At 60.5% G+C, this 12474-nt stretch carries 6 protein-coding genes; all 6 read right to left on the bottom strand.

Translation table 11 applies throughout. The annotated features are described in order from the left end of the window. Positions 1-153 precede the first annotated feature (153 nt). The gene (locus tag AB4P97_RS08700) at positions 154-900 is read right to left on the bottom strand and encodes an SDR family oxidoreductase (RefSeq protein ID WP_395602455.1); all 747 of its coding nucleotides are present in this window, start codon (positions 898-900) and stop codon (positions 154-156) included. A gap of 116 nt (positions 901-1016) precedes the next feature. Continuing rightward, complete coding sequence (locus tag AB4P97_RS08695; RefSeq protein WP_395602454.1) at positions 1017-3098, bottom strand: putative bifunctional diguanylate cyclase/phosphodiesterase; 2082 nt, start codon at positions 3096-3098, stop codon at positions 1017-1019. Positions 3099-3405: 307 nt separating this feature from the next. Further along, positions 3406-4866: an efflux transporter outer membrane subunit gene (locus tag AB4P97_RS08690; protein WP_047300910.1), complete on the bottom strand. Its 1461-nt coding sequence runs from the start codon at positions 4864-4866 to the stop codon at positions 3406-3408. Beyond that, entirely contained in the window at positions 4863-7970 is a 3108-nt protein-coding gene (locus AB4P97_RS08685; RefSeq protein WP_261735311.1) for an efflux RND transporter permease subunit, read from the bottom strand. Before AB4P97_RS08685 ends, AB4P97_RS08690 begins: the two co-directional genes overlap by 4 nt. A gap of 79 nt (positions 7971-8049) precedes the next feature. Next, entirely contained in the window at positions 8050-11151 is a 3102-nt protein-coding gene (locus tag AB4P97_RS08680) for an MdtB/MuxB family multidrug efflux RND transporter permease subunit (RefSeq protein WP_042558986.1), read from the bottom strand. After that, a complete protein-coding gene (locus tag AB4P97_RS08675) occupies positions 11148-12455 on the bottom strand; it encodes an MdtA/MuxA family multidrug efflux RND transporter periplasmic adaptor subunit (RefSeq protein WP_042558985.1) in 1308 nt (435 codons plus the stop codon). The genes AB4P97_RS08680 and AB4P97_RS08675 overlap by 4 nt, the downstream gene beginning before the upstream one ends. Positions 12456-12474: the final 19 nt, after the last annotated feature.

Here is a 12474-nt window from a genome sequence, read left to right as displayed (position 1 = left end):
GCGTGTTCAACACAAATCACTGGGGGAGCTGGCTTGCCAGCGATGAGGCCAGACCTGACAAAACAAAAGATCGCAGCCTGCGGCAGCTCCTACAGGGGAACACAAATTCCTCTGTAGGAGCTGCCGCAGGCTGCGATCTTTTGATCTTGCTGTTTATCGCCCGCCCCCCAAATCAACAAACGTCCCGGTCGCATACGAAGCCTTGTCCGACAGCAACCAGATAATCGCCTCCGCCACCTCATCCGGGCGCCCGCCACGGGCCATCGGGATTGCCGATTCCAGCTTGCTGACCCGATCCGGATCGCCGCTCAGCGCGTGGAAATCGGTGTAGATGTAACCCGGACGCACCGCGTTGACCCGAATCCCCTCGCCCGCCACTTCCTTGGACAAACCAATGGTGAAGGTATCGAGCGCGCCTTTGGAGGCCGCGTAGTCAACGTATTCATTCGGCGAACCGAGGCGCGCCGCCACAGACGAGACATTGACGATGCTGCCGCCCTGCCCGCCGTGTTTGGGCGACATGCGCAGGATGGCGTGCTTGGCACAGAGGATCGGCGCCAGGATGTTGGTTTTCATGATTTTGAGGATGCGGAATTCGGACATCTCATCGACACGCGACTTTTGCCCGACGGTGCCGGCGTTGTTCACCAGCGCGGTCACTCGGCCCAGCTCGTTGTCGACCCGGTGAAACAGTGCGATCACTTCGTCTTCGATGCTGACGTCGGCGCGCACCGCGATGGCTTGTGCGCCCAGCGCACGGACTTGCTCCAGCACGCTATGCGCGGCCTGTTCGTCTGACTGGTAGTTGATGCAGATCCGATAGCCGTGTTCGGCAGCCAACAACGCCGTGGCGGCGCCAATTCCGCGCCCGCCACCGGTGATCACAATGACTTTATCCATGCTGGCCTTTCCCCCAAATGCACACGTAACCGTCGCGGGGAAGAATAACCGCCATTGGCCGGTTTTGCATGGGCTGCGTTGCGCCCGGGCTTACCCGAAAGAACCCGGGGGTGGGGTCATATCACCGCCAGCTTCTCGCCCCGGGCAATGTCACGCATGAACTGATCCGCCGGCAGCGGATGCCCCAGCAGATACCCCTGCAACGAATCGCAACCCAGTTGCGTCAGGAAATCCTGCTGCGAATCCGTTTCAACACCTTCAGCAACGATGCGCAAACCCAGCGCCTGGCCCAACGCGACAATCGCCGAAACGATCGCAGCATCGTCGCTGTCATGCTCCAGATCGCGGACAAATCCACGGTCGATCTTCAACTCGTTGGCCGGCAAGCGTTTGAGGTACATCAGGCTCGAGTAGCCGGTACCAAAGTCATCAATGGACAAATCGACGCCCATGTCCGACAACTCCTGCAACACCGTCATGCTCGCATCGGCGTCGCTCATCGCCGTGGTTTCGGTGATTTCCAGGGTCAGGCTGTTGGCCGGCAACTGGTGGGTCGCCAGCGCCTTGGCAACGCTGCGCACCAGCCCTGCGTGGCAGAACTGCAATGCAGAGAGGTTCACCGCGATGCGCCAGTCGGTGTAGCCGAGCACGTACCACTCGCGCATCTGTCGGCAGGCTTCGTTGAGCACCCATTCGCCGATCGGGATGATGACCCCGGTTTTCTCCGCCAGATCGATGAATTTGTCTGGCATCAGCATGCCGTGGATCGGGTGCTGCCAGCGCAGCAGCGCTTCGGCGCCGACCGGTCGACCGTTGGCGGCGTCGAATTTGGGTTGGTAATGCAGGCTGAACTGGTCATGCTCCAGCGCTGCGCGCAAATCCTGCAGCAATTGCAGCTGTTTGCGCGCATTGGTATTCATCGATACGTCGAAGAAACTGTAGCCGTTTTTGCCACCACCCTTGGCGTGGTACATCGCTGCGTCGGCGTTCATCAGCAATTCCTGGGCACTCTCGCCATTGCCAGGGTACAGGGCGATGCCGATGCTGGCGGAAATCTGCAAGTCATGTTCAGCCACGTGAAATGACTGCGCGATCAGCCCGACCTGGCGTGCTGCCAGGCCCAAGGCGTCGTCAGGCTCGGTCAGGCGCACCAGCAAGACGAATTCATCGCCGCCGATCCGCGCCAGCGTGTCGAGGCTGCGCAAATCTTCGCGCAGACGCACGCCAACTTCACGCAACAGTTGATCACCCATGTGATGGCCGAATGCGTCATTGACCGGTTTGAAGCCGTCCAGATCAATGAACATCAGTGCAAAGCAGCCACCCTGCTCATTGACCTCTTTCATCGCCTGATTGATGCGGTCGTCCAGCAGCATGCGATTGGGCAGACCGGTCAGGGTGTCGTGCAGCGCCAGTTGCGTGAGCTCGCGGTTAGCCACGGTCAAGGAGTGCGCGAGATCGGCGGTGCGTGCTTCAAGACGCGCGTCGAGTATGGAGGTCAGCAATGCAATCGAAAGCACCGCCAGCGTGGTGATCAGCACGAGACTGTCGAGGCCATTGCCTTTCAGACCATCAATCGTCGCGCCGCAGAAACTGCCGTCCGGAAACTGCGCGGCGGCCATACCCGTGTAATGCATGCCGACAATGGCGATGCCCATGATCACTGCAGCGCCAGCGCGAATCAAACGGACATAGGGCGAATGCTGGCGCAAGCGAAAAGCGATCCACAGCGCCGTCGCAGAAGCACCGACCGCGATCAACAGGGATGCACTGAACAGCGTCGGATCGTAGTCGATTCCCGGGGTCATGCGCATCGCCGCCATGCCGGTGTAATGCATGGCACTGATGCCGGCGCCCATGATCAGCGCGCCAAACGCCAATTGCAGAATTGGCAGTTTCGGCTGACTCACCAGCCACAAGGCAAAACCACAGGACAGCACTGCGATCAGCAGCGACAGCGCCGTGAGGGCGATATCGTAGCCAAGTTCGATCGGAAGCTTGAAGGCTAGCATGCCGATGAAGTGCATCGACCAGACGCCAATGCCCATGGCGAAACCACCACCGGCAGTCCAGAAATGCACGGCACGGCCCTTGGCGGTGGTGATGCGGCCAGTGAGGTCGAGCGCGGTGTACGAAGCGAGAATCGCGACACACAGCGAGATGAAAACCAGAGTGGAGGAATAACTACCGATGAGCATGCGGATTCTCGAGGCTACCCATACCGGCTTGCGTCCATTCTCGGTCGGGCAAATGCGGCGATTGTACTGATTGCACAGAAGAACGCACTGACAAAGTAACCATTTTGCCATCAACCCGATGAAACGCTTGTTTGATCCTCCTGCCGGGCTCTGGCCCGGCCATCAGAAGCCTTTAAGCCAAAGGCCTCCAGAGGATTTGCCCTGACTGTAGGAGCTGCCAAAGGCTCGGGCCACGATGAACGATCTTTTGATACTGATTGTAAAAAACAGGATCAAAAGATCGCAGCGTGCCACAGCTCCTACACAGTCATTCGGCGGGCAGGTCCCCATCCCATCCACCGCCCAACGCAGCAATCAGTTGCACACTGGCAATCAGCCGGCTCTGCAGGATATTCAGCACATTGCGTTCGTTACTCAGCGCCGTGGCCTGCACCACCACCACGTCGATATAGGCAATCAGCCCGGCCTTGTACTGGTTTTCCGTGAGGCGCAGCGAATCACGGGCAGCATCCAGCGCTTCCTGGCGCACCGCCGCTTCGTCCTCATACACCTTGAGTTGGACCAGATAGTTTTCCACCTCGCGGAAACCGTCGAGCACCGTCTGCCGGTATTTGGCCACCGTCTGGTCGTACACCGCTTCAGTGCGGTCGACCTCTGCCGAACGTATGCCGCCGTCGAACAGCGGCAAGTTCAGTTTCGGCCCCACCGACCAGAAGCGGTTCGGCAGGCTGATCAGGTCGTTTGACGTACTGCTGCTGTAGCCACCGCTCAGACTCAGCGACAGATCCGGGTAATAGGCAGCTTTGGCTACGCCGATGTTGGCGTTGGCTGCAATCACCGAGCGCTCGGCCGAGGCGATATCCGGGCGGCGCTCAAGCAATTGCGAAGGCAGGTTCAACGGCACCTGCGGCAGGTTCGGAATGGTCTGGGTTTCGGCGATGTCGAAGTTTGCCGGCGCTTGCCCGGTCAGCACGGCAATGGCGTTTTCAAACTGCGCCCGCTGCCAGATCAGATCGACCAGATCAGCCTGGGTACTTTTCAGCTGCGTCTGCGCCTGCGCTACCGCGTCACGCCCCGAAACGCCCGCGCGGTATTGGTTCTGAGTCATCTTCAGCGAACGCTCATACGCCGCAACCGTGGCTTCGAGCAACCGCTTCTGCTGATCAATGACCCGCAGTTGCAGGTAGTTCTGCACCAACTCCGACTGCTGGCTCAAACGCATCGCCGCCAGATCGGCGAAGCTCGCCTGGGCACTGGCCTCATCGGCTTGAAGCCCGCGGCGCAGCTTGCCCCAGATATCGGCTTCCCAACTGACGCCCAATTGCGCGTTGTAGGTATCGCGGATACCGCTGGAGGAACTGCTCAGGCTTGAACTGCTGCTGCCGGTGCCCTGACTGGAGCGTGTCTTGCCGACGCTCAGGTCAACACTGGGGTAAAACGCTCCACGCGCACTGCGCACCAAGGCCTGGGCCTGACGGTATTGGGCTTCCGATTGCGCGACCGTCTGGTTGGCATTGTTGAGTTTCTCGATCAGACCGTTGAGTTGCTGATCGCCGTACAGCTCCCACCACGCGCCGCGGGCCAGCGAATCGCTCGGGTTGGCCTGGCGCCAGCCTTCGGCTTCCTTGTATTGGGCGATTTCCGCTGTCTGTGGGCGCTGGTAGTCCGGGCCGACGGCGCAGGCACTGAGCATTGCCACACACAATGACAGGCTCAACAGGCGCGAGCCGCGAGCAGTGGCCAGATTGAAAAGCGAACGGTCAGTCATAGCGGAGTTTCCAGAGCGGCATCAGTACGCACTCCACGCCATTTGTTGAAGCGATGGCGCAGCTTGTCGAGATAGAGGTAAACCACAGGCGTGGTGTAAAGCGTCAGCACCTGGCTGAAAACCAGCCCGCCGATGATGGTCAGGCCCAATGGCTGGCGCATTTCGGCACCTTCGGCGCGGCTGAGCAGCAACGGCAAGGCACCGAGGATCGCCGCCAGCGTGGTCATCAGGATAGGTCGCAGTCGTTGCAAACACGCGCTGCGGATCGACTCCAGCGGAGTCATGCCCTGATGCCGTTCCAGTTGCAATGCGAGGTCGATCATCAGGATCGCATTCTTCTTCACCACGCCGATCAGCAGGAACAATCCGAGCAACGAGATCAGGCTGAACTCACCACCCAGCGCATAGATCGACAGCAACGCGCCAACCCCGGCCGAGGGCAGCGTCGACAGAATCGTCAGCGGATGGATGTAGCTTTCATAGAGCACGCCCAGCACCAGATACACCGCCAGCAGCGCGCCAAGAATCATGAACGGCTGGCTCTTCTGGGTCGCGGCAAAGGCATCGGCGGTGCCGGCCATTTTCGCGATGACGTCTTCCGGCAAACCGACCTTGGCAATCGCCCGCTCGATAGCGGCACTGCCCTGCTCCACGGTCACGCCTTCGGCCATGTCGAAGGAAATATCTTCGGAAGCGAACTGGCCTTCGTGGCTGACGCGATCGTCTTCGAGGCTGTTTTCATAGTGAGCAAAAGTCGACAGCGGCACCCGCGCACCGTCAGCGGTGATCACCTGTACTTGCTTGAGCGTCACCGGGTCCTGGGCGTATTTCGGATTGACCTCCATGACCACTTGATACTGGTTGAGGCTATCGTAGATCGTCGAAATCTGGCGCTGGCTGTAGGCGTTGTTCAACACCGAAGTGACCATGTCCATGTCCACGCCAAGGCGTTTGGCCTGGTCGCGGTCGACGATCAACGTCACCTGTTGAGCGCCCTTGCCTTCGCGGGCGTCGATCGCCGTCAACTCCGGCAAGGCTCGCAGCGCGGCGACCACTTTCGGATACCACTTACGCAGTTCACCGAGATCGCCGCTTTGCAGGATATAGCTGTATTGCGACGAGGTTTGCTCGCGGCCACCGCCAAATTGCAGATCCTGATCCGCCATCAGCATCAATTGCGCACCGGGCACCTTGGGCATTTCCTTGCGCAGGCGCTCGATAACCTTCTGCGCCGACAACTGGCGATCCTTGATCGGTTTCAGACGCACCAGCATGAAGGCGTTGTTGGTGCCGTTGCTGCCACCGATGAACCCGGCGACACTTTCTACCGCTTCGTCCTTGAGCACGGCGCGGCGGAAGATCTCCATTTTCGGCTGCATGACACTGAACGACAGACCGTCGTCGCCGCGCACAAAACCAATCAACTGACCCGTGTCCTGCTGCGGCATGAAGGTTTTCGGCACCACCACGTACAGCGCGACGTTGACGCCAACGGTAACAAACAGACTGAGCAACGTCAGGCGACGGTGGCGCAACACCCAGTCAAGGCTGGTGGCGTACCTGGCGACCATCCAGTCATTGGTTCTGCGACTCCAGCGTTGCAGGCGGTTTTCCTGCCCCGGCGTATGCGGCTTGAGCCACCGCGCACAGAGCATCGGCGTCAACGTCAGGGACACCACCAGCGAGACCACAATGGCCGCGGCCAGAGTGATGGAAAACTCGCGGAACAGGCTCTCGACAATCCCGCCCATGAACAGGATCGACAGGAACACCGCGACCAGCGACACGTTCATCGACAGCAAGGTAAAGCCGACTTCCTTGGCGCCCAGATACGCCGCCTGCATCGGTTTGACGCCTTCGTCGATGTGCCGGGAAATGTTTTCCAGAACCACGATGGCATCGTCCACCACCAACCCGGTGGCGAGAATCAGCGCCATCAGCGACAGGTTGTTCAGCGAGAAGCCATAGAGGTACATCACCGCAAATGTGCCGACCAACGACACCGGCACCGCCAAAGTCGGAATCAGCGAGGCGCGGAAGTTGCCCAGAAACAGGAACACCACCAGGATCACCAGCGCCACGGCGATCAGTAGGGTCATCTCGGCTTCGTGCAGGGTTGCCTTGATTACTGGCGAGCGGTCCATCGCCAGATTCAGCTTGACGCTGGCCGGCAACACCGCCTGCAGCGCCGGCAACTGTGCCTTTATCTCGTTGACCGTCTCGATGATGTTGGCGCCGGCCTGGCGGTTGATCACCAGCAGGACTGCCGCGTCATCGTTGAAGAAACCGCTGTTGTAACGGTCTTCGACACCGTCACTGACCTTGGCCACATCCTTCAGGCGCAGCGCGGCACCGTCGGCGTAGTGGATGATCAGCGATTCGTAATCCTTGGCTTTCTCCAGCTGATCGTTGGCCTGGATCTGCCACAGCCGCTGACCGTCCTCGACCGAGCCTTTCGGCCGGCGCACGTTTGCATCGGCGATGGTTTTACGCACATCGTCCAGCGCTACACCGTACTGGTTGAGTGCTTGCGGTTCGAGTTCGATGCGCACCGCCGGGAGCGAGCTACCGCCGATCTGCACCTCACCGACCCCCTGCACCTGCGACAGGCTCTGCGAGAGGATCGTTGACGCCAGATCGTAGAGCTGGCCCTTTTCGAGCACATCCGAGGTCAGCGACAGCACCATGATCGGTGCCTGCGACGGGTTGACCTTTTTATAGGTCGGCATGCTGCGCATCCCGCTCGGCAACAGATTGCGCGAAGCATTGATCGCGGCCTGCACTTCCCGCGCTGCGCCGTTGATGTCGCGGTCGAGATCGAATTGCAGAATGACCCGGGTCGAACCCTGACTCGAACGGCTGCTCATGGTGTTGACGCCGGCAATGGCGCCGAACGAACGCTCCAGCGGCGTCGCCACGGTGGACGCCATGACTTCCGGACTGGCACCGGGCAGGCTCGCCTGCACAACGATGACCGGGAAGTCCATTTGCGGCAGCGGAGACACTGGCAGCAAGCCGAAGCTGACACCGCCCAGCAGCATGATCGCCAGGCTCAGGAGCATGGTTGCCACCGGGCGCTTGATGAAAGGACCAGAAAGATTCATAGCGCCGAGCCCCAGGCTTCAAGCGTCAAGCTAAAAGCCAGGTATCTTGCAGCTTGAGGCTGGAAGCTCGCAGCTGCCTTCATACCGCCACCTCTTCGGTGTCGGCATTGGTTTTGCCAAAACGTCGGCCCAGACGGTCGAAATACAGGTAGATCACCGGTGTGGTGAACAGCGTCAGCACCTGACTCACCAACAAACCACCCACCATCACCAGACCCAGCGGTTGGCGCAGCTCAGCCCCGGAACCGGTGGCGAGCATCAATGGCACGGCACCGAACAGCGCCGCCAGCGTGGTCATCAGGATCGGTCGGAAACGCAGCAGTGCCGCTTGATAGATCGCCTCCTGCGGCGCCATGCCCTGATTGCGTTCCGCGTCGAGGGCGAAGTCGATCATCATGATCGCATTCTTCTTGACGATGCCGATCAGCAGGATGATGCCGATGATCGCGATCATGCCCAGGTCGTTGCCACTGAGCAGCAATGCCAGCAACGCGCCGACCGCCGCTGACGGCAGAGTCGAGAGAATGGTGATCGGGTGGATATAGCTCTCGTACAGCACGCCGAGCACGATGTACATGGTCACCACCGCCGCCAGAATCAGCAGCAAGGTGCTCGACAGCGATGCCTGGAACGCTTCGGCCGCGCCCTGGAACTGGGTCTGCACGCCGACCGGCATGCCGATGTCTTTCTGCACCTGTTCGATGACATCCACCGCATGCCCCAGCGCTACGCCCGGCGCGAGGTTGAACGACATCATCACCGCCGGGAACTGGCCGATGTGGGTGATCGCCAGTTGCGCCTGGCGCTCCTCGACATGGGCCAGACTCGACAGGCGCACCTGCGCGCCGTCAGTGGTCTTGACGTGAATCTGATCCAGCGCCTGCGGCCCGATCCTTTCCCCGGCCTGCGCCTGCAGCACCACGCGGTACTGGCTGGCCTGAGTGTAAATGGTCGAGATCTGCCGCTGACCGAAGGCGTCGTACAGCGCATCGGTGATGTTCGCCACCGACACACCGAGGCGCGACGCCGCATCACGGTCGATAACCAGATAAACCTGCAAGCCCTTGTCCTGCAAGTCACTGGCGACGTCGGTCAGTTCCGGACGTTGCGCCAGGGCCTGAACCAATCTGCCGCTCCATTGGCTCAACAGCTCGGAGTCTGGCGAGGACATGCTGAACTGGTACTGGGTGCGGCTGACGCGGTCTTCGATGGTCAGGTCCTGCACCGGTTGCATGTACAGACGAATGCCGACCAGTTTGTCCAGTTGCGGTTGCAGGCGCGCGATGATTTCGGTGGCGGTGAGATCACGCTCGCTGTGTGGTTTGAGATTGATCAACAACCGACCGCTGTTGAGCGTGGCGTTATCGCCATCGACGCCAATGTAAGACGACAGGCTCTGTACTGCCGGGTCTTCAAGAATGACCTTGGCCAATGCCTGTTGACGCTCACCCATGGCAGCGAAGGAAATCGACTGCGGCGCTTCGGAAATACCCTGAATCACCCCGGTGTCCTGCACCGGAAAGAAGCCCTTCGGCACGACCATATAGAGGAACACAGTCAATGCCAGAGTGCCGATGGCGACCAGCAACGTCAGCGGCTGATGCTTGAGCACCCAGCGCAGCATCCGACCGTACTCGGCGATCATCCAGTCGATACACGCGCCGCTGGCCCGGTAGAACCGGCCCTGCTCATGCTCCTCGGGTTCGCGCTTGAGCAGACGCGCGCACATCATTGGCGTCAGGGTCAGCGAGACTACGAGGGAAATCAGGATCGCCACCGCCAGGGTGATGGCGAACTCGCGGAACAGCCGCCCGACCACGTCTGCCATGAACAGCAGCGGGATCAGCACGGCTATCAGCGACAGGGTCAGGGAAATCAGGGTGAAGCCGATCTGCTTCGCGCCTTTTAGCGCGGCCTGCATCGGGCTGTCGCCCTCCTCGATGAAGCGCGAGATGTTTTCCAGCATCACGATCGCATCGTCGACCACGAAACCGGTGGCGATGGTCAGCGCCATCAGAGTCAGGTTATTGACCGAGAATCCGGCGAGATACATCACGCCGAAGGTACCGATCAGCGACAGTGGCACAGCCACCGAAGGAATGATCGTCGCGCTGAAACGGCGCAGAAACAGGAACGTCACCATGACCACCAACGCGATGGCGATGAGCAGTTCGTGCTGCACGTCGGTGACCGAAGCGCGAATGGTTTGGGTGCGATCGGTGAGAACAGTGACTTCGAGGCCGGCCGGCAAATTGTCGGTGATGCTTGGCAGCAAGGCTTTGATCCGGTCGACCACCTCGATGACGTTAGCGCCCGGTTGACGCTGAATGTTCAGCAGCACAGCCTGATTCAGGTTGGCCCACGCGGCCAGGCGCTCGTTCTCGGCGCCATCGACAATTTCCGCGACATCCTTGAGCCGCAACGGCGCGCCGTTCTTGTAGGCGAGGATCAGGTTGGCGTAGTCCTCGGGCGACGTCAGTTGGTCATTGGCATCGAGCATCGACACCCGGGTCGGGCCGTCGAAGTTACCTTTCGGCTGGTTGACGTTCGAGGCGCCGATCAAGGTGCGCACGTCCGACAGGTTCAGACCATTGGCGGCCAACGCCTCCGGGTTGACCTTGATCCGCACGGCCTGACGCTGACCGCCCGCGATGCTGACCATGCCGACGCCACTGATCTGGGCGATTTTCTGCGCCATGCGCGTATCGACCAGGTCATTGAGTTTGGGCAGCAGCATGGTTTTCGAGGTGATGGCCAGGGTCAGCACCGGGGTGTCCGCCGGGTTGACCTTGTTGTATACCGGCGGCGCCGGCAAGTCGGTCGGCAGCAGGTTGGTCGCAGCGTTGATTGCCGCTTGCACCTGTTGCTCGGCGACATCCATGTTGATGTCGAGGCTGAAACGCAGGGTCAGCACCGAGGCGCCGCCGGAGCTGGTCGAGGCCATTTGAGTCAGACCCGGCATCTGTCCGAATTGACGTTCAAGCGGCGCGGTGACGGCGCTGGTCATCACGTCCGGGCTGGCGCCGGGATACAGGGTCATGACGCGGATGGTCGGGTAATCGACTTGCGGCAGCGCCGACACTGGCAGCAGGCGATAAGCGATCAGGCCGGCCAGCACAATGGCCAGCATGCTCAGGGTGGTGGCTACCGGACGAAGGATGAACAGCCGCGAAATGTTCATGCGCCCTTCTTGGCCTTGTCAGTAACAGCGGCATCAGTCGGGGTGGCGGCGGACTTGCCTTGCAGGTGTTCGGTCGGTGTGGTCGGCACTTGATTGCTGTCGTTGACCACCTCCACTTCGCTGCCTTCCTTGAGGCGGTCGGTGCCTTCCAGCACTACGCGGTCGCCAGCGGCCAGGCCTTCAGTGATAACGGTGTTTTCACCGTCACTGGCGCCGATCTTCAACTGACGGATCGTGACTTTCTTGTCGCCATCCAGCGCGTAGACGAAAGTGCCGTTGGTGCCGAACTGAATCGCAGCGGACGGTGCCAACACGACGTTTTTCAGGGTGTCGGCCAGCAGGTGCACGTTGACGAACTGATTGGGGAACAGCGACTGATCACGGTTATCGTAACGAGCCTTGAATTTCAGGGTGCCGGTGGCCACATCGATCTGGTTGTCGAGGCTTTGCAGCACACCGGTGGCTTGCAGTTTGGTGTCGCCGCGATCCCACGCTTCAGCCGGCAGCTTGGCGCCGCTGCGGTAGCGGGCGAGCACGGTTTCGAGGTTGTTTTCCGGCAGGGTGAAGGCGACGCTGATCGGTTGAGTCTGGGTGATCACCGCCAGAAACGTGGTGTCGTTGGCCGCAACGAGGTTGCCGACGTCCACTTGACGCAGACCGACACGACCGGCAATTGGAGCGCGGATTTTAGTAAATTCGAGATTGAGTTTCGCGTCGTTGACAGCCGCCTGGTTGGTCTTGACCGTGCCCAGATACTGGCCGACCAGCGCTTCGGCGGTGTCCAGCGTCTGTTTGGCAATGCTGTCTTCCTTGAACAGACCGCGATAGCGCTCGACATCAACCTGTGCGTTTTTCAGTTGCGCCTGATTCTGCATCAAAGTGCCTTGCGCCTGAAGCAAGGCGTTCTGGTAGGAGCGCGGGTCGATCTCGGCAAGCAAATCGCCCGCCTTGACCATCTGGCCTTCCTCGAAATGGATTTTCACCAATTCGCCACCCACTCGACTGCGCACGTTAATGGTGTTGAGCGCAGTGACGGTACCGAGCGCTTTGTAATACAGCGGAAAGTCACCCGTAACCGCCGGCGCCACGCGCACAGGAATTGGCCCGGTGCCGCCGCCGAAGCCCGGCCGCATCATCCCGGAACGCCCGGCATGTCCGGCTGCAGCCTTCTCGCCGCCCTCCTTGTCGGCTGAACCGGCGGGCCAGAATTTCCAGCACAGTACGGCGATAACCAACAAGACAAGCAGGCTGAACAGCCAGCGACGGGAGTTGCGGGGAGACGATTGCATGGAGTGATTAACCATTGGGCGCGTGGGCTTCTTC

Source organism: Pseudomonas sp. A1230 (assembly GCF_044218825.1).
Lineage (GTDB): Bacteria > Pseudomonadota > Gammaproteobacteria > Pseudomonadales > Pseudomonadaceae > Aquipseudomonas > Aquipseudomonas iridis.
This window is presented reverse-complemented; position numbering and strand designations above follow the sequence as displayed.

Excerpts from the sequence above, each read along its gene's own strand:
- AB4P97_RS08685 (WP_261735311.1), bottom strand. The coding sequence starts at position 7,970 with ATGAATCTTTCTGGTCCTTTCATCAAGCGCCCGGTGGCAACCATGCTC.
- AB4P97_RS08680 (WP_042558986.1), bottom strand. The coding sequence starts at position 11,151 with ATGAACATTTCGCGGCTGTTCATCCTTCGTCCGGTAGCCACCACCCTG.
- AB4P97_RS08690 (WP_047300910.1), bottom strand. The coding sequence starts at position 4,866 with ATGACTGACCGTTCGCTTTTCAATCTGGCCACTGCTCGCGGCTCGCGC.
- AB4P97_RS08700 (WP_395602455.1), bottom strand. The coding sequence starts at position 900 with ATGGATAAAGTCATTGTGATCACCGGTGGCGGGCGCGGAATTGGCGCC.
- AB4P97_RS08695 (WP_395602454.1), bottom strand. The coding sequence starts at position 3,098 with ATGCTCATCGGTAGTTATTCCTCCACTCTGGTTTTCATCTCGCTGTGT.
- AB4P97_RS08675 (WP_042558985.1), bottom strand. The coding sequence starts at position 12,455 with ATGGTTAATCACTCCATGCAATCGTCTCCCCGCAACTCCCGTCGCTGG.